At 35.8% G+C, this 20,203-nt stretch carries 13 protein-coding genes and 1 pseudogene; 7 read left to right on the top strand and 7 right to left on the bottom strand.

The genetic code is table 11. The annotated features are described in order from the left end of the window. Window positions 1-32: 32 nt before the first annotated feature. The 5 genes from VB264_RS11415 (at window position 33) to VB264_RS11395 (ending at window position 12,104) form a co-directional block, all read left to right on the top strand. Window positions 33-3,059, top strand: a complete 3,027-nt coding sequence (locus tag VB264_RS11415) for a SusC/RagA family TonB-linked outer membrane protein (RefSeq protein WP_323249461.1) — start codon at window positions 33-35, stop codon at window positions 3,057-3,059. Between the two features lie 43 nt (window positions 3,060-3,102). Further along, window positions 3,103-4,893 carry a RagB/SusD family nutrient uptake outer membrane protein gene (locus VB264_RS11410; RefSeq protein ID WP_323249459.1) on the top strand — a complete coding sequence of 597 codons (1,791 nt, stop codon included), beginning with the start codon at window positions 3,103-3,105 and terminating at the stop codon, window positions 4,891-4,893. Between the two features lie 40 nt (window positions 4,894-4,933). Further along, a complete protein-coding gene (locus VB264_RS11405) occupies window positions 4,934-5,890 on the top strand; it encodes a DUF5627 domain-containing protein (RefSeq protein ID WP_323249457.1) in 957 nt (318 codons plus the stop codon). Between the two features lie 28 nt (window positions 5,891-5,918). Next, window positions 5,919-7,601, top strand: coding sequence for an endo-1,4-beta-xylanase (locus tag VB264_RS11400; RefSeq protein WP_323249455.1), 1,683 nt, complete (start codon window positions 5,919-5,921; stop codon window positions 7,599-7,601). Window positions 7,602-8,000: 399 nt separating this feature from the next. Next, window positions 8,001-12,104 carry a hybrid sensor histidine kinase/response regulator transcription factor gene (locus VB264_RS11395; RefSeq protein ID WP_323249453.1) on the top strand — a complete coding sequence of 1,368 codons (4,104 nt, stop codon included), beginning with the start codon at window positions 8,001-8,003 and terminating at the stop codon, window positions 12,102-12,104. A 438-nt stretch (window positions 12,105-12,542) separates the two neighbouring features. On the opposite strand, the gene VB264_RS11390 is transcribed toward VB264_RS11395, so the two are convergent. The 7 genes from VB264_RS11390 to VB264_RS11360 all read right to left on the bottom strand — a co-directional run bounded on the left by VB264_RS11390 (window position 12,543) and on the right by VB264_RS11360 (window position 18,657). Then, on the bottom strand, window positions 12,543-13,226 hold the full coding sequence (locus VB264_RS11390) for a DUF2490 domain-containing protein (RefSeq protein ID WP_323249452.1): 684 nt from the start codon (window positions 13,224-13,226) through the stop codon (window positions 12,543-12,545). Window positions 13,227-13,289: 63 nt separating this feature from the next. Next, the gene (locus VB264_RS11385) at window positions 13,290-13,928 is read right to left on the bottom strand and encodes a MarR family winged helix-turn-helix transcriptional regulator (protein WP_323249451.1); all 639 of its coding nucleotides are present in this window, start codon (window positions 13,926-13,928) and stop codon (window positions 13,290-13,292) included. Window positions 13,929-14,159: 231 nt separating this feature from the next. Next, complete coding sequence (locus VB264_RS11380) at window positions 14,160-15,122, bottom strand: sodium-dependent bicarbonate transport family permease (RefSeq protein ID WP_323249449.1); 963 nt, start codon at window positions 15,120-15,122, stop codon at window positions 14,160-14,162. Between the two features lie 34 nt (window positions 15,123-15,156). Beyond that, window positions 15,157-16,116 (bottom strand): L-threonylcarbamoyladenylate synthase, encoded by a 960-nt coding sequence (locus tag VB264_RS11375; protein ID WP_323249448.1) that lies wholly within the window; start codon window positions 16,114-16,116, stop codon window positions 15,157-15,159. A gap of 5 nt (window positions 16,117-16,121) precedes the next feature. Further along, the gene (locus VB264_RS11370) at window positions 16,122-16,958 is read right to left on the bottom strand and encodes a DUF6671 family protein (protein ID WP_323249447.1); all 837 of its coding nucleotides are present in this window, start codon (window positions 16,956-16,958) and stop codon (window positions 16,122-16,124) included. Between the two features lie 11 nt (window positions 16,959-16,969). Continuing rightward, window positions 16,970-17,209 (bottom strand): hypothetical protein, encoded by a 240-nt coding sequence (locus VB264_RS11365; RefSeq protein WP_323249445.1) that lies wholly within the window; start codon window positions 17,207-17,209, stop codon window positions 16,970-16,972. Between the two features lie 11 nt (window positions 17,210-17,220). Further along, window positions 17,221-18,657, bottom strand: a complete 1,437-nt coding sequence (locus VB264_RS11360; protein WP_323249443.1) for an NADP-dependent isocitrate dehydrogenase — start codon at window positions 18,655-18,657, stop codon at window positions 17,221-17,223. A gap of 72 nt (window positions 18,658-18,729) precedes the next feature. On the opposite strand from VB264_RS11360, the pseudogene VB264_RS11355 reads away from it, so the two are divergent. Together VB264_RS11355 and VB264_RS11350 are read left to right on the top strand one after the other, a co-directional pair. After that, window positions 18,730-18,976: pseudogene (locus VB264_RS11355) on the top strand (helix-turn-helix domain-containing protein); the annotation flags it as partial. A 290-nt stretch (window positions 18,977-19,266) separates the two neighbouring features. Then, entirely contained in the window at window positions 19,267-20,160 is an 894-nt protein-coding gene (locus VB264_RS11350) for an alkaline phosphatase (protein WP_323249441.1), read from the top strand. The last annotated feature ends 43 nt before the right edge of the window (window positions 20,161-20,203 follow it).

Genomic DNA, 20,203 nt, shown 5'->3' with positions numbered 1-20,203 from the left:
AATGAGATAATCAATAGATAAACGAACAAGAAATGAAGTTTATAAAAATAATTATGGTTTTATGTGCATTACTGGCTTTTTCAAAAGCTACGATAATGGCGCAGAATCCCTCGACGATTAAAATTAAAGCCACCGTTGTTGGCTCGAATAAACAGCCCGTTATTGGCGCTATTATAAGTAGCTCTGAAGAAATCGGGAAAGCTGTCACCACAGATGATTTGGGTACTTTTAGTATTGAAGTTCCTAAAAATGAGGTATTATCAGTCGCTGCGAAAGGTTTTAAAACCAAACACATCACTGCTAACCAACAAATCAGTGAAATCATTATCGCACCCGAGGAAAACCAAGAACAAGTAGGTCTTCCTTTCCGTAATGTTGATAAACAAGATTTGCTTGGTGGAGTAGCTTCTGTAAATGTGAAGGAGCTTCTTAAGAAGAATTACTTTACCTATCCATTAGATGGTATGGAATCTTTAGTCCCTGGATTTAATGGAAACAGTAACTGGGGAATGGGAAGTTATCTATTCATGATTGATGGGGTTCCTCGTGAGACAGGAAACGTAATGCCGACAGAGATAGAGCAAATAGTATTTTTGAAAGGAGCTAACGCCGTGGCATTATACGGTAGCCGTGGCGCCAAAGGTGTTGTGAATGTAATTACAAAAAGAGGAGTAGCGGGTCAAAGTAGATTTGACCTTAGAATTAACAGTGGTGTAAATGTTCCTAAAGCTTTTCCACGTTATTTAGGTTCAGCAGAGTATATGACTTTATATAATGAAGCACGTAGAAATGATGGATTGACGAATTTGTATTCTGAATCTGATATTTATAACCATGCTTCAGGAATCAATAAATATCGTTATCCTAATATAGATTTTTACTCATCAGAATACCTCAAAAGTAGTTATGGTAGCTATGATGCCACTGCCGAAATTTCAGGTGGAAATGAAAGAGTTAAATACTATACAAATTTAGGGTTTGCAACATCTGGTTCACTGTTGAACTTTGGAGAAGCGAAAACTAACAATAATTCAGACCGTCTTAACTTCCGTGGAAATATCGATGTAAACTTAAATGAGTTTATCAGTCTGAATGCTGATGCTACTGCTATTTTTTATACTGGTCGTGGTGTAAATGCTAATTTTTGGGGTAGTGCTACAACGGTTCGTCCAAATCGTTTTTCACCACTTATTCCACTTAGCTTAATTGAACAAGAAGATGCGGCTTCACAGGTTTTAATCAAAAACAGTAATAATATTATCGATGGACAATATTTACTTGGAGGTACTCAATTAGACCAAACGAATCCTATCGCTACCATTTATTCTGGAGGTAGTAATCAATTTGCTAATCGTCAATTCCAGTTTAATACAGGGATTAAAGCAGACCTTAAAAATGTATTGAAAGGCTTGAGTTTCAAATCTAACTTTGCTGTTGATTATGCTACAGAATATACATTGGCTTATAATTATTCTTATGCTACTTATGCACCTACTTGGAATAAGTATAGCGGTACTGACTTAATTAGCAGTCTTACTGTATATGGCCAAGATGCAAAATCTGGAACTCAGAATGTATCAGGAAATAGATATCGCCAAACGATTGCATTTTCAGGACAGTTAAATTACGATAGAACTTTTAACGAAGACCATCATTTATCAGCTATTTTATTAGCAAATGGGTTTCAACAATCAGAATCTGCGATTTACCACAAAACCAGTAATGCCAATTTAGGTTTTTTAGCAAGCTATAATTACAAGCATAAATACTACATGGATTTTAGTGCTGCTTATATCCATTCTGCAAAACTTCCTCCAAGTAATCGTCAAGCATTTTCTCCGTCACTTACTTTAGGCTGGAGATTAAGTCAAGAAGAGTTTCTTAAAAATTCAGATATCGTAGACGATTTGAAGTTGACAGCTTCTGCTAGTATTTTACATACAGACCTTGATATTCCAAATTACTATTTATATCAAGGTGTTTATACTGGTGCTGGTTCATGGTATGGTTGGAAAGATGGTACGGGTATTCAAGCTACTGAATCAAGAAGAGGTGATAACCCTAACATGAAATTTCCTAAAAGAGAAGAAATTAGTGTAGGATTCGAAGGTTCGTTTTTCAAAAGATTATTAACCTTAAACGGAACATTCTTTGCCAATACAATCTCAGGAAATATCATTCAAGCATCTGTTTTATTTCCAAGTTATTTCACAACTGGCTTTCCAGTATCTTCATTTATTCCTTATGTAAATTATAATGAAGACAAACGTGTTGGCTTTGATTTCGGTGCTAGTTTGAATAAAAAATATGGTGAAGTAAATTGGACTTTGGGTGTAAATGGTACATACTACCAAACTACTGCTACTAAAAGAGCAGAATTATACGAAGATGCCTACCAAAACCGTCAAGGGAAACCGCTTGATACGATGTGGGGCTTACAAAGTTTGGGGTTATTCCAAGATCAAAACGATATAGCAAACTCTCCAACACAAACATATGGACAAGTAAAGCCTGGCGATATTAAATACAAAGATCAAAATGGTGATGGTATTATTAATAGCCGAGACGAAGTCTCTTTAGGAAAAGGTGGTTGGTTCGGTGCTCCGCTTACTTTAGGGATAAACCTCACTGCTCAGTGGAAAAAGCTTACTTTTTTTGCAATGGGTGTTGGTCGTTTTGGGGCTAATGGAATGCGTAATAGCTCTTATTTCTGGGTGGATGGTGAAGATAAGTATTCTGCAGTAGTGAGAGATAGATGGACGGAAGCAACAAAACTAACAGCCACCTATCCAAGACTTACCACTTTGACAAGTGATAATAACTTCCGTTCATCTGATTTCTGGATTTATAAAACGAATCGTTTTGACTTGAGTAAAGTACAAGTAACCTATGATTTGACGGATGTATTAAAGATGAAATCTTTTGTACGTGAACTAGGATTGTATGTCACTGGCTTTAACCTACTAACTGTGTCTGACAATCGTGAAACCCTAGAACTTAATGTGGGAAGTGCACCACAAACACGTTTGTTCAATTTAGGTGTAAAAGCCCTTTTCTAAGTTTTTGAAAATATCATATTTTGAATATTATACTATGTTTTATATGAATAAAGGAATATTAAAACTACTGGTTTGCGCTGCTGTATTGCTGACCGGATGTCAAGACCTAATAGAACCTGCTATAGAGAATAACAGGCAATTAGATCCTAGTGCTTATTTACCAAGTGACTCAAGATTTCCATTCGGTATATTGCTGAATGGTTATAACAGAATACCAACGAATTCGTGGTCTTTTAATGACGTGGCAACTGATGATGCTGTAAGTAACGATCAAGACAATGGCTATTTAAAATTGGCAACAGGTCAGTGGACAGCTAACATTAATCCAACAAGCCAATGGACGAACTGTTTTGCAGGAATTCAATACCTGAACATTATGCTTGGAGAAGTAAACAAGGTTCAATGGGTGACGGACCCTGTTGCTAATAGATTGTTTACTACTAGAATTAAAGGAGAAGCTTATGGACTTCGTGCGTTATTGATGTACCATCTTTTGTTGACACACGCAGGTAAAGGAGTAGGCGGAACGATGCTTGGAGTACCTATTTTACTTAAACCACAGACTACTTCTGATAATTATAATCTTCCAAGAGCTTCTTTTGATGATTGTATGAAACAAATCTATCAAGATTTAGACAGTGCTGATGTCAAGCTTCCTTTAGACTATCAGAATTTTTCACTGGGACAGGAATCTCAGATACCAGCAAAGTATGGTCAGGTAACGATTGAGCAATATAACCGTGCATTCGGGGTTACTTTCAGCGGTTTATTTACTGGTCGTATTGCTAAAGCAGTAAGAGCGCAAGCTGCATTACTGGCAGCCAGCCCATCGTTTAATAATGGCAATACAAGTAAGTGGACAGATGCCGCCAACTATGCCGCTAATGTATTGAATTCGAATGGAGGGTTGAATGCTGTGACAAGTAATGTAGCGAGTGGTCTTACTTGGTATACTAATACTACGGAGATCGCTAATCTTAAGGATGGAGCTAACCCTCCTGAAATATTGTGGAGAAATAACTGGGGTGAGAATAGAGATTTAGAACAAGCTAATTTTCCTCCAACATTATTTGGTAACGGACGTATCAATCCGTCTCAGAACCTTGTAGATGCTTTTCCAATGCTAAATGGGTATCCGATTAGTGATGCTAACAGTGGCTATAATCCTGCCGACCCATATACTAATCGTGACCCACGCTTGAAAATGTTTGTGCTTGTGAATGGTGCAACCGCTGGTGTAAATAATACAGCTATTAATACTACTGCTAATGGTACTACCAACGATGCGCTTAATAAAGTGGCTACTTCGACAAGAACGGGTTATTATTTGCGAAAATTGTTACGCCAAGATGTAAACCTCAACCCTACATCTGCCACCAATCAGCGTCATTACAAACCGCATATTCGTTATACCGAAATTGCGTTGGCTTATGCAGAAGCAGCTAACGAGGCTTGGGGACCTACGGGTACGGGTACAAATGCTTATTCAGCTTATGATATCATCAGAGCTATCCGTAGAAGAGCGGGGATTGGTACAACCAACAACGATGCTTATCTGGAAAGTGCAAAAGGTAATAAGGAAACGATGCGTACATTGATTCGTAATGAACGTCGCTTAGAACTTTGTTTTGAAGGATTTAGATTCTGGGATTTACGTCGCTGGAACGCAGGACTTACTGAGCCAGCCAAAGGAGTGAGTATCCAAAATGGTGTTTACACTTTAATCCCAGTTGTACAAGACAGAGTATTCAAGAGTTATATGAAATACGGCCCAATTCCTTATTCAGAAATACTGAAGTTCCCTGCACTTGAACAAAATGAAGGGTGGAATTAATAATCAGCTATAATTTTATTATTGACAAAATTTAATATTTATGAAGAAATTAGTTTTAATGTCGGTACTAATCCTAATCGGGCTTGCTTCCTGCAATACGGAAAATGAGTTCCCGGATTACAAATACCAAACTGTATATTTCGCTTATCAGTATCCTGTAAGAACAATTACTTTAGGAGAAGATACGTATGTGAATACTGATTTGGATAATCAACATAAATGTCAGATTTATGCTTCAACTGGTGGGGTTTATGAGAGCAGAAAAGATGTATCTATAAAAATTGCCGTTGACAATTCACTCGTAAAAAACGGTTTACTGTTTGGAACAGGAAAAGACGCGGTGCTTCCTATGCCTACTAATTATTATTCGTTAGGCTCAGATAAGATTATTATTCCTAAAGGAACATTGGCGGGTGGAGTAGATGTACAATTGACAGATGCATTTTTTGCAGACCCAAAATCAATCAAAAATACCTATGTTATTCCTTTAACGATGACTAGCGTAGCTAATGCCGATTCAATACTTTATGGCAAACACTTTATTTTGTATGCTATCAAATATGTGAATACTTGGCATGGAAATTACCTTAGACGTGGAAAGGATGTTGTTACAGGTACTATGAATAAAACGATAGTTCGCCATGCACAATACGTAGAGCAAGATGAAGTTAACAAACTTTCTACCAAATCGTTAAGCGAACTTGAGTTTCCAGTAGTTTTCAAAGATAAAGATGGTAAGAACATCAATATAACATTATCACTAAAATTTGAAAGCGACAAGTGTACGATTTCTTCATTAACGAGTGGTTATACTGCAACTGGTAGTGGCACTTTTGTGAAAAAAGGGGAGAAAAACAGTTGGGGGAGCAAGGACAGAGATGCTCTATACCTAAAGTATGAAGTGAATCTTGCAGGAATGAATGTATCAACAACAGATACCCTCGTTATGCGTGATCGTACAGTAACAATGGAAACCTTTTCGCCAGTGACAAAATAATAATTTGTCTAATTAGAACAGTTATCTTATGAATAAATTATATAAAGTAGTACTAGGTCTGACCACATTGATGGTGACTTCTTGTACTAAATATGAGGCGCTAGAGTTTAGCGTCATCAAGCCTGAAAGCGCTACTGCTCAGGAAGATATTGATGCTTATCCTGCATTAAAATCTTATATCAATCGCACTACATACCCCAATTTTAAGTTTGGGGTTGCTCTTTCGCTTTCTGACTATGTCAACAAAGGCGTAATGTATCGCCTTGCCAATAAAAACTTCGATGAAATAGTTTTAGGCTATGAAATGAAGCATGGTGCAGTAGTACAAGCCGATGGTAGCTTAGCGCTAGATAACGTCAGTAAATTATTAGCAACCGCAAAAGAAAATAATATTTTAGTGTATGGTCATACTTTGTGTTGGCATGCCAATCAAAATGCCACCTATTTGAAAAAGGTAATTGCACCTGATATCTTGTCATCAACTGGTCCTGGTTGGGATTTAATCACAGCTGCTGATTTTGAAGGTAATGTTACCAATAATTTTGAAGCTAATGCTAATGCTGTAACATCTTACACTGCAACGGGTGGGGGTGCCAACGGTGTTGGGAGAGCTTTGAAAATAACAAATGCAAGTGTTCGAACCAATGATTGGGAAGCTCAATTTTTCTTAAAATTTTCTCCTGTAGCTGTTTTAGGAGAAAAATACACCCTTAAAATGGATGTGAAAGCAGATGTTTCCGCATCTTACCCAACTCAGGCACATGTAACAGCAGGTGCATACAAACACTGGGACTTTTTTGGAACTATTTCGGCTACTCCAACTTGGACTACTTATACCAAAGAGATTACAATTACCGCAGATATGGCTACTTGCGGTGCAATTGCTTTTAATCTTGGTAAAACTGCCACTAATTTTTACTTTGATAATATTACTTTAACAAAGTATAATGCTACAGGAAGTGTGCAAACAAAAGAAAAAACTTCTGAGCAAAAAAATACCCTGATTACCAGTGCCTTAGATAAATGGATGTCGGGTATGATGACAGTAAGTAAGCCTTATGTAAAAGCATGGGATGTAGTAAACGAACCAATGGACGATGGAAAACCTTACGAACTTAAAACAGGAGTAGGCAAAACTTTAGCCACTGATGAATTTTATTGGCAAGATTATATGGGCAAAGATTATGCTGTAACTGCTTTTCAATTAGCGAGAAAATACGGGAATGCTAGTGATATACTTTTCATCAATGATTATAATTTGGAATATAATCTGGATAAATGTCGTGGATTAATCGCTTATGTAAGCTATATCGAAGGAAAAGGAGTAAAGGTTGATGGTATTGGTACTCAAATGCACATTGATATCAAGTCGGACAAAACCAAGATTGCCGATATGTTTAAGCTATTAGCTGCTACAGGAAAAGTGATTAAAATTTCGGAATTGGATATTGGTTTAGGTAGTGTGAAAACAGATAATGCAACTCAGGCACAATATCAGGCACAGGCTGAAATGTATAAATATGTTATCGACAAATATTTTGAGCTTATACCTGCGGCACAGAGATACGGTATCACATTGTGGAGTCCACTAGACAGTCCTGCCAATTCAAGCTGGAGAGCAGATGAGCCGATTGGTCTCTGGACAAAAGATTATGTAAGAAAAGTAGCTTATTCTTATGTAGCTGAATCTATTAAAGCAAATATGAAATAATAAGGAGATGTGTTTATCCTTTAAAAATAAGCAACTATTTACTATATAACCCTATCCATTAATATATAACTACCCGTTTCGTTTATAATCCCTAGCAATTTGTTAGGGATTATTTCAATAAATGGGTATGAGTAATTTACCTAACCACTATTTTTAAAATCAGGAAATATTAGCTTATTTGTTAAATACAACAATAAAAGCTTACCTCAATTCGTCTGATTGTTTCAAATGCGGATTATAACAAAATTTTGTACTAACAGTAAGATTTATGAATAATTAGCTTTTGTAAATACTACTAACAGTAGCAACAGATGTGGCCTAAAATAAAATTATGTTAAATTGGGCAATGACTATAATGAGAACATCCAACCGATGGTTGATGTGTTAAAGACTGTAAAAATGAAGAAATGTTACTTTTTATTAATTTTTGTTTTTGTTGCTCACTGGATTCACGGGCAACAGAAAGAATATAAATTTATTAATTTCAGTAGCAGAAATGGGCTTACCTCCAATTCCATTAATGCCATTATAAAAGACAAGAATGGCTTTATGTGGTTTGGGACTGAAGACGGACTCAATAGGTTTGATGGTCAAAATTTTACTGAATATCGCCATAAAGAAAACGATAGTACAAGTATCGGAAGTGGACCAATAACAGCCATGACACAGGATAAAGCTGGTAACATTTGGGTGGCTACTAATCTGACTTTGTCTATTTATAATCTGAATTTGAATTCATTTACTAATTACGATTTTAGTACTCTAGGCTGGATTATATCATTATGTGCTGACCATTCGGGCAAAATTTGGGTTGGAACTTATTCTGGCTTATTTGTGCTAGATCCTGTCTCGAAAAAAACTAATGTTTTCAAAGCAAACCCTTCAAACCCAACAAAATTAAATTCAAATATGATTCGCTCACTATTTGAAGATAGTCATAACAACATTTGGGTTGGTACCGACGAAGGTTTACATGTTTATGACAGAAAGAGCGAACGATTTACAAGGTTTTTACACAACCCAAATAATCCAGCAAGTATTTCATGGAACAATATAAAGAGTATCACGGCTGACAAGTATGGTAAACTTTGGATTGGGACCGAAGAAGGGGGAATAAATGTAATGGACACAAAAAAGGGTACGTTTCGCAATTACAAACATGATTCAAACAACCCTAATTCTCTTTCCAATAATCATATAATTAAGGTAGTATTTGATAAAGACGGGCAGCTTTGGGTAGGTACAGAAATAGGCATCGACATATTTAATCCGCAAACAGAGAAGGCAATCAGTGTCAAAAGTTCGCTTGTAGAACAAGATGGATTTACGCCTAGTACTTCTGGACGATCAATTAGGGATATTTACATTGATAATAATGGTGTATATTGGATAGGTGTTCATCAAGGTGGCGTAAATAAATATGATACGAACCTGACTTTCTTTAACTATAAAAAATTCAATCCATTTGATCCTAACGGATTGACGGGCAGTTCAATAATGGCCTTTTCCGAAAGTACTTCTGGAGATATATTTATTGGAACCGAAGGAGCAGGGCTGAATGTATTTAACAGAAAAACGGGGCTAATAAGGCGTTATGATTTAAAAGATAAAAATGCAAATAGAGCATCTATTATCGCTTTACAATCTGTTGGTAATACGCTTTGGGTAGGAACCTATCAAGTTGGCTTATATACCATTAATATGGCAACGGGTGCTTCTAGGTATTTTCACCTTCCAAAAAGCAACACGGATGATGTAAACATACCTATCAACTGCATAAAAGCAGACAGAAATGGGAAAATTTGGCTAGGTACAAATGGCAATGGGGTTTATTTATACGACCCACAGCGGGATGTAATGGAATCATCTGATAAAGTTTTTCAATTAGCATCTGCTCAGAAATTCCCTTTGAATGGTTTCATCACCACTATTGAGCAAGATAAAATGGGGAATATCTGGATTGGCTCAAACGGTTCAGGAATAGCTGTTTATTATCCAAATGAGAAACGGTTTCAGGTATTAAACCACGATAGGAATGGTCTTCCGATAGACAAAGTCCAAAGTATTTACTGTGACCGTTCTGGCAAAATATGGGTTGGAGCTTGGGGGGGGGGGCTTTGTTTATATAAGCCTCAAACAAAAACATTTGAACGCTTTGATGAAAGAAACTCTTTGTCAAATGATGTTGTTTACAAAATTTTGGAAGATGAAAAAGGTAAAATATGGATAAGTACTAATAAGGGTATCAGTTCATTTGACCCAGACAAGAAGGTATTTAGGAATTTCACACATTATAATGGCGTTCAGCAGAGCAACTTTAATATTGGGGCTGGTTTGAAAACTTCAGACGGACAATTGTTTTTTGGTGGATTGGCAGGTTTTAACTACTTCAATCCTGCTAATATTTTCCAGAAAAAGAATATTCCTACGCTGGTAATTACTAGCTTGAAGATTAATAACAAACAGATAAATCCTGGTGAAAATGCCGAAATAACGGAGCACATCTCGACAGCAAAAGAAATGGTGTTGAGTTATAAACAGAATTTTTCTTTAGATTTTATAGCCCTCAATTACACAGCTCCACATGAAAATAGGTATTCTTATAAATTAGAAGGATTCGACAAAGAATGGAACCAAGTAGGAACAGCGAGTACGGCTGTTTATACTAACCTTGACCCAGGGAAATATATCTTCAGACTAAAAGCATACAGTGAGGATGGCTCATGGCAGACCCCTGAAAAAGTTATTGATATTATTGTAAAGCCTCCGTTTTGGCGGACGTATTATGCTTATTTTTTCTATTGTATCCTGGTTTCAGGAGCCATTTGGGCTATCAGAAAACGTTCTATTGAAAAATTCAAAAATAAGTTTGCCAGAGAACAGGAACGTTTGGAGGTAAAACATATGATTGAAAAGGAACGACACGAAGCAGAGAAAAAAATAGAGTTAGAGCAAATCAAGATTAAATTCCTGACAAACCTGAGCCATGAGTTAAAAACACCTTTGACACTTGTCTTGAATCCGATAGAGAACTTGATGTTTCAAGAGAAAAGTACAGAAAAGCTGGAAATGCTTAATTTGATAGGTCGCAATGCCAAAAGACTTTTGAATTTAGTAAACCAATTGCTTGATTTTAGAAAAATAGAAGCCAATGAATTGACGCTGCATGCAACAGATGGCGATTTGATTACATTTGCACAGGAAATTGTAGATTCGTTCAAATATATAGCCGTAAGGAAAAATATATCTCTACATTTTGTAAGTTCATATAGTAACTACCATACTAGTTTTGATAAGGATAAATTAGAACGAGTGCTAATCAACTTGTTTTCTAATGCTATAAAATTCACCAATGAAGGCGGAAGTGTTAGCCTTCAAATTGCAGGCGATGGCGAAACAGGTATTAGGTTGATTCTACGTGATACTGGCATCGGATTACCTAAAGAAATGACCGACAAGATTTTTGAAAGATTTTTCCAAGTAAATAACAACGCTGACATCTTAAATCAGGGAAGTGGAATCGGTCTTTCAATTGCTCAAGAGTTTATTAAACTTCACGGTGGAACCATTAAAGTAGAAAGTGAGGAAGACATAGGTAGTGCTTTTACTATATCTCTACCACTTTTGCCAATTACTTTTCAGCAATCTACCTCTCCAATCGTTTCAAATGAAACATCTGATTTGATTGGTGGGTTTGCTAAAAATGAGCCTCCTAAAATTGATATGCCTGTTGTATTGATTGTGGATGATGATGACGACTTAAGAGCTTATCTGGTTGAAAGTCTGAAAACAAAATATAAAATAATAGAAGCCGCCGATGGTATAAAGGGTTGGCAAAAGGCCTTGTCATGCCATCCTCAGGTAATAGTCAGCGATGTAAACATGCCAAGAATGGATGGTGTAGAGATGGTACGCAAAATTAAAAGTGATAATCGTACCAAGCATATTCCTGTTATTATGTTGACTGTTTTATCTGATGAAATAGACCAAATGAAAGGATTGGAATCAGGGGCAAGTGATTATTTGTCAAAGCCATTCAATTTTCATTTGCTCAACATTAAAATAGAAAACTTGCTTAGTTTGAATAGTTTATTGAAAAATACATACAGTAAGCATATTCAATTGGAGACTCCAGAAGCTGAGTTTATCTCAGAAGACGAAAAGTTTTTGTTGAAGTTTTCACGTTATGTGGAAGAACATATCGAAAACCCCAATTTATCCGTAGAAGAATTGAGCAAAGCCATGTTTGTTAGTCGAGGAACACTTTACAGCAAAGTTTTAAGCCTCACTGGTGAGACTCCTGTGGAATATGTAAGGTCTCAAAAATTGAAGAAAGCAATTACGCTTTTGCAAAAGAACGATATAAAAATATCACAAATAGCGTACTCTGTGGGCTTTTCAAATCCAAATTATTTTGCTAGAGCTTTTAAAGCAAAATACAACATATCGCCATCTGAATACGTGATGCTCAATAAAAATGTTGCATTAGTTGATTCAGAATAATTAGTTAACATGAGTCATCCCGAATTTTTCTTAAAATAGGGAGTTTGACAAAATAGCCTCATAGAGGCGATATATCGGTAGCCGCATTTGCGGTAAAATGTAAACAAAATTCTCCTCCAAGCCCCATCTGGGCGAAATATTTCGCCCAGATGGGGCTTGGAGGAGTTAATACGATGCTTCTTCTACCGCAACGACGGCCGCCGATATAGTGTTCCTAACGGAACTATAATCTGTATTCATAAATCAAGAAAGCGGTCAAAATTAGTTTTTTGACCGCTTTCTTGTGATTTTAAAATTCGGGATGACTCATGTTTTCTCTGTTTAAATTTCCTCAAAATCTTATATAAACAGCCAATATTTTTGTTTTATAATTATTAAGTTAAATAAAACTTACCATGCTCTCTGTGATACTATTCCTATATAGATAAATTTAAGATTCTAATTATCATTTATGTCATTACTAATGGTTTTATGTGATGATTTTACAGGGAATATGTCTATAAAGTATCCTATTTGAAGAAAATCTCGACCTGTTTCATCATCAATCTTATAATCAAATTGGTGTAAATAGCCGATTTGTAGTGTTGAGGCTTTTGTAGGTTTGTAATTGATAGAAAATAACATCCTATTTCTTTCAAAATAAGGTTCATTATCGGTAAAAAAGATTTCATTACTTAAATTAATCTGTAGAGGGCTGTATTCATCCCTTTGCTTGCCTAGAGGATATGACAATCCGATCCTATATCGAAATCGATTTCGATAACCATTACTTGTAAATCTTAATTCAGTTCTATATCGTTGCTCAATCTTAATTTTATTAATGGATTGATATAGAATAACCTGTGGCCAAATTCTAAATTCATCATTATTTTTAGGTAAAACAAAATCTCCCCCTTCTTTATAGGTTTGATAACTCCCTGTTCCAATGGTTAATACAACATTTTTAGAGAACTTATAATTAGCTCCTCCTTTGTACTCATAGTAGTGAAAATTAGTGAAAAATTTTAATGAACGAATTTGTCCTTCGCCCCAAACACTCCATTTTTCATTGAGATTGTATTTTATATTCAATATACTCCAAGTACCTAAATCAAATGTTTGAGCCAGAGAATTATTTATCAATAAACAAAATATAAGCAATACTAAATATAATGTCCTCATCTATTTATCTTTTAATCATAATTGTTAACTAATGGGTGCAATTATGCTACATTTCTTTCTCAAATGTTCTATATTGATATCAATATGTTGCCTGTGATACTTTACTAATTTCAGTAATATATGATAAAGTGCATTTTTTTCAGCTATACTCAAAATAGACGTAAATTCTATTGAAACCATCTCCATTAGAGAAAAGGTTTTAAAAAGTTTTTTTTTGCCTGTATCTGTTAAATTGATTTGTTTACTTCGTTTATCCGATTGGTTTGACTCTTCAGAAATAAGATTTGCTTTAACAAGTCTTTTTATTATTTCAAGCCCTGTTGACTTCTCATAAACCATTAAATCTATTAACTCAGACTTAGTACAGCTTTTCAAACTTAACAACCTCGCCAAAAAAGAAAACTCCTCAACACTAAGATTTGTAGCGTACCCTAATACTAGTTTAGAATACATCTTGGCATAGCGATGTAATAAACTATTAAGCATTTCAATATTATTTTCAGCGTCGGTTTTATCGTGTAATTTATCAAAAGAAATACTATCACTATTATTATCAATGATAAGCCAAATTAGAAAGGCGTCTAAACTTTTACTCGTTTCTTCGTTATCGTAGTACTTTTCAACTTTTGTTATTAATAACTTTAAAAGTTCAAATTTTTCCATTTTTCTGTGGTATTTAATATAATACTTGATAATTTATGAGTAGTAAGACGCCCTTCAATGATGAAGCTGTTTAAACTTTCCCTTTCGGGTTAAACTAAGCCTTTTAGCATAGCTTGTTCCAACATTTACTCAACGTAGCGATGCTATGCTTCGCAAATTTTGAAAAAATCAATTCAATAATACAATACTTTCACCTCAGAAACTGAAAGTTTAAACAGCTTCGATATATATTTAGAAATACTGAACAATTGCTAGATAAATGGGCATTCCGAAAGTGATATTGAATGGAAAAGTTATTGCCAAAGCCATCGGTAAAAATAAACCTGGATTGGCATTTGGTACTGCTATTTTCATGGCAGCGGGTACGGCAATATAAGATGCACTTGCCGCCAAAATAGCGAAGATGAATCTATTTCCTACTTCGTGCGTAATATACCCACTGGCAATAGCTACCCAACAACCATTAAAAAGAGGTATCAGCACAGCAAACAGTATCGTAAACCAACCCGATTGATAAAAATTATTGATTTTCTTACCGCTAATAATCCCCATATCTAAAAGAAAAATCGCTAAAAACCCTTTGAATATATCCGTGGTAAAAGGCTTGATTCCTTGTGCTTGTTGCTCACTTGCCAACAAACCGATAACTAAACTTCCAATAATCAAGAGTACACTCCCATTGGTTAAAGAGTGTTTTATCACTGTTTTTAAACTTTGTGGTGTATCACTTTTACTGCCGAAAATACGTATCAAAACCACACCGACAATAATAGCAGGTGCTTCCATCACTGACATTACAGCAACCATATAGCCATTCATTGTGAGCTTTTGCATTTCCAAAAACGATACCGCCGTTACAAAAGTTACAGCACTTACCGAGCCGTAGGCCGCACAAATTGCTCCTGCGTTTTCGATACTTAGCTTCTTTTTCAAGATAAAGAAACTATAAAATGGAATAATACATGCCAATAAAACACCAAAAAGTAAAGCCCAAATAATCTCAAGATTAAAAGGGCTATGAGCCAACTCTTGTCCACCCTTAAAACCAATAGAAAACAAGAGATATAGCGAAATGAATTTAGAAGAATTTGGCGGAATTTCTAAATCACTCTTGAGTTGTACGGCAATGATGCCCAACACAAAAAAAAGCAGTGCTGGATTTGTTAAATTTTCGATTAGTAATTGTAAGTTCATATTGTAAGGATTTAAGAATTATGCTTTTATATATTTATTTGAATCTTGCTCTTTCTAAGCGGTCGTTGATACTTCGTCCAATGCCAATATTGGGTAGTTTTTCAATAATAATTGCATCCAATTTTTGTTTATCTAATCGGTGCATTGCTGCATAGAGATTTGCTCCTGCTACTTGTAAATCTCCGTTTCCTGATAATATTTCAGAATAGTATCTTTCAGAATTTTCAAGTTGATCTTTGAATAAAATCAGCCCTACTTTTTTTCTCGAAAAGGATTTTATCATACTCTGAACATCGTCGGTAACAAAAGTGGGTGTTTTTGGAGCGTAGTGTTTCAAGAGCATTCCCGGAGCATCAGGTTGGTCTTTGGCACTGGTTTTAATCGCAATTTTACCGATTACTTCTTCTATTTCTTCTATCGAAATCGCTCCATGTCTGAACAAAACCGCTTGGTTATCTACAAATCCTATAATGGTTGACTCTAAACCTTTTTCTGATGCCCCACCATCCAATACTACTGGTATTTGTTCACTAAAATACTCAGCTACGTGTTCTGCGGTTGTTGGGCTAATCGAACCAAATGGATTGGCACTTGGTGCAGCAAGCGGATAATCTAGCAGGTTTAAAAGCGATTGAGCTATTGGATGCTTAGGAATCCTAATGGCAACAGTTTCTTTGCCTGCGGTAATGATATTGGGAATGGTCGGATGCTTCTTTAACAATAAAGTAAGTGGCCCAGGCCAAAAATGATTACTCAATTTGATGGCTTGTTCTGGTATTTCTACAGCTACTTTTTCAAGGTACTCGACCGACTTTATATGTACAATCAATGGATTGTAGAAAGGTCTTTGTTTTACTTCAAAAATCTTTTTTACTGCTTGTTCACTGTAAATATTTCCTGCCAATCCATAAACTGTTTCGGTTGGCATACCTATTACTTCGTTATTATTTAAAAAAAAGGCTGCTCTGTTTATATCTTTTGTTACTTCAATCATACATTTTATGGATTACAAAAATCACAATACATAGGATCCTCTGTTGGTTCATTTTCTCGGTATATTTGTTCTGTGTTATACGAGCATTTTTGACAACTAAGTATCACCGTTTTTATCGAACGTGTGGGCATTGAACAACTCCTACAAGGAAGCCCCGAATGAAAACTTGTAATTCCGAAACCGGGTGTCTGACAAAGCGGGCAAAGACTTTTGGCCTTTTCTGCCAGTTTTTGCGTCGTTTTCCCAATCATTTTCATTCTTGTCGGATTATACATTGCCCTCATGTCTGTTGCTGCATAAACCCATCCATACTTGCTATGGATGGTATAAAACACATTCTTTAGGGTTTGCCAATCTATAATTCCCTTGGTCATTTCGGTAAAATTGTCTTTGGAAGGTCGAAGAATAAGACCATGACTGGGGAACTGTACTTTCTGAGCGAAGTCGATTAATTCTTGTTCTGAACGAATGCTTGCATCATCAAAGTTTGTTTCTGTAAAAATCTCATTTACAGTTATTTCTATTTGATTTTGATAGTCTTTCAGTAACAACATTTCTTCATTTGCTTTCACAAAAAATAAATATGGATGTGAACCAAAAGAGCCTTCACTTGCCAAAATCAAATCAAACTTGTCCTTTTCTCTTGCCAATTCGCATTTCATTCTTGCCGTTTCTAAAGGACTGTTCGTCCTTTCTACTTCACCCGTAAAAGTTCCCAATACGTCTGTATCTATATTCTCCGACACAATACATTTTACTCCTAATGCTTCCTCTAAAATGGGTGATATTACTTGCTCTTTACGATGTTTCGTTGCAATTAGTAATGTCCGTCCTTTAAACATTTTATAATGAATTAAATCACAATCTTGGCATCTATATTCACAGTTTCGCCTTGTGTTTGCACATACTTGCGAATTTCGGCTAAATTATGCTGAAGCTCTTTGATTCTTGCTTCACGTCTTTTGATGTCCTCTTCGCTACTTTCAGAAGAAATTTTACCTTCATGATCTTTGATTTTAACGTGAATCATCTTTGTGATGAGTTCGAGGGCTTCTTTGGCACTGAAGCGACCAAGAATAAGTTGTATTTCCATTCCTTTGTATTTTATTGTCCTTGACCTAAAGAGAAAGCTGCTTTTCCATCAAATTCATACAAGTTTTCTGTCTTGATTGTATCGATAGATAATTCATGAGCATCATACAATAATTGTATAATATCCTGTTTTTGAATATGGTGACTCATGGTTGGTTTGAATCGACAACGCCAATGGTCTGTACAGAATGTTTCTTTGAAACCGTCTGGCCAAACCTTAATGCCACGGTTGGTAATCATCGAAAGTTTTACATCTTCATTGTCTAATAATTGTATTTTCTCTGCTAATTCGTTGGGGTCTGTACCTGCCCAATGTACAAATATATCTACCCCAACCAGTTCTTTTTTAGCAGGAGATTTCCGTTGATACTTCGGTAAATTCAGGGCTGTTCCCTTTGAATAATTAACAGGTTTAAAGGTTTGAGGCTGTTTGCCCAAATTAGCAATCACAGCCTCAGCAAATTCTTTTGTACCTACTTTCTGAGTACTGATTCCTTCTTTATAAATATCGTAAGTATGAATACCCTCTTCGATAGTTCTTAGCCAAGCATTTTGTACTTTTTCTGCTACGGCTGTTTCGCCGATATGATTCAACATCATAATTGCTCCTTGTAACAATCCCGAAGGGTTCGCAAGGTTTTGTCCTGCTCTTCTTGGAGCCGAGCCATGAATGGCTTCAAACATGGCACATTCTTCGCCAATGTTGGCAGAACCTGCCAGCCCAACCGAACCTGCAATTTGTGCGGCTACGTCCGAGAGTACATCGCCGTACAAATTCGGCATTACAATTACGTCAAAAGCTTCTGGTGTGTCAGCCATTTTTGCCGCACCGATGTCGATAATCCAATGTTCATTTTCGATAGTCGGATATTCTTTGGCTATTTCATCAAACACTTGGTGGAACAAACCATCTGTTTGTTTCATAATATTATCTTTGGTGAAACAAGTCACTTTTTTACGACCATACTGTTTGGCGTATTCAAAAGCATAGCGAACTATTTTCTCACAGCCCGGACGGCTAATTAATTTCAAACATTGTACTACCTCATCGGTTTGTTGATGCTCAATACCAGCGTACAAATCTTCCTCGTTTTCTCGGATAATCACTATATCCATTGCAGGATGCTTCGTTTTTACAAAAGGATGTAAACTTGTACAAGGGCGAACATTTGAGTAAAGCCCTAAAAATTTACGAGTAGTTACATTAAGGCTTTTGTAGCCGCCTCCTTGTGGAGTAGTAATGGGAGCTTTCAAGAATACTTTGTTTCTTCGCACTACATCCCAAGATTCCTTAGCGATACCAGCCGTATTTCCTGCCAAATACACTTTTTCACCTACTTCTATTTCATCTATTTCAATAGCTGCTCCTGCTGCTATGATGATTGCCAAGGTGGCATCCATGATTTCTGGCCCTATGCCATCGCCTTTTGCTACTGTGATTCGTGTCATGTTGATTTGCTTTATTTTTTTGACACTGCAAAATTCTGAAAAGCCAATCATATATTTTTATTTATATTTGTAATGATAATCATTAAATATATTTATGAATACACCTTGCATCAATTACAGGTATTCCTAAAAGTTACCCAAACTAAGCGTATCACAAAGGCTACGGAGGAGCTACATTTAACGCAACCTGTAGCTCAGAAATTTTCAAGATTAGTTTGATATTCCCTTGACAGAAGTAGTTGGCAGAAAGCTATTTATTACAGATTTTGGGAAAGAAATCGCTATTGCTGACGAACGAATTTTGGATGAAGTAAATGCCCACATTACAAAATGATTTTTCAGAATCACAAGTTTTCAGTTGTTCTTACGAGAAAGCATCGAAATGGATAGGAGAGTTCATTATTGATAGTATCTCCATAAAAGGGAAGATTTAAACTAAATTTTAATTAGGAGTAGATGGATAAATTACCACATATCTCTCACTTGAAAAAAATAAAAATATTTATTAATACTAAACAAAAGTTTAATATATTTGCACAATCAATTTCATCACGTTAATAATAATTAATATGATAGGCATTTTTTTAGTTTCATAAAAGTTCAGATATTATGTTAAACCAATTGACAAAAATAATCTTACAAACATTCTTATTTATTGTTTTTTCTCAAACGATTTTTTCTCAAAGTAAAATTGAACACGTTATATTGATAGGTGTAGATGGCTTAGGAGCTTACTCATTTAAAAAAACTCGTGTGCCCAATTTAAGAAAGTTGATGAGCGAAGGTAGCTGGACAATGCAAGCACGCTCTGTTTTACCTTCGTCGAGCGCTCCTAATTGGGCTTCAATGGTAATGGGTGTTGGGCCAGAATTACATGGCTATACTACTTGGGGTAGCGAAAAACCTGATTTACCTGCACGAGTATTAGATGAATACGGGATGTTTCCGAATGTGTACAGTTTATTGCGAAAAGCCAAACCATCAAGCCAAATTGGCGTAATATATGAATGGGATGGAATTGGATTTTTGTTTCCAAAACAAGCAGTTGATAAAGACCAAAATTGTGAAGGAGATAGTGCTACTACATTGTCAGCAGTAGGTTATATCAAAGAGAAAAAACCTAATTTTTTGTTTATCCATTTTGGCGAAGTTGACCACGTGGGACATTCTATAGGTCACGATACGCCCGAATATTACCAATCGGTAGAAAAAACGGATACTTATTTAGGAAAAATTATTCAGAGTATCAAAGATGCAGGTATTGCAGAGAAAACGGTAATAATCTTTACAGCCGACCACGGAGGAATCAACAAAAATCATGGGTCTATTTCGATGCAGGAAATGCAAATACCATGGATTATTGCCGGCCCTGGTATAAAAACGAATCATGAAGTGACCGAAAGCGTAATGACATTCGATACTGCAGCAACCATTGCCAAACTTTTTAAATTAAAGCAACCGCAAGTATGGATTGGCAAACCTGTCATGGATGCCTTTAAATAAATATCCCTAAGCATATTACTTATATTAAACCAAGTTCTTTTCT

The organism is Arcicella aquatica (assembly GCF_034928825.1).
GTDB lineage: Bacteria > Bacteroidota > Bacteroidia > Cytophagales > Spirosomataceae > Arcicella > Arcicella aquatica.
This window is presented reverse-complemented; position numbering and strand designations above follow the sequence as displayed.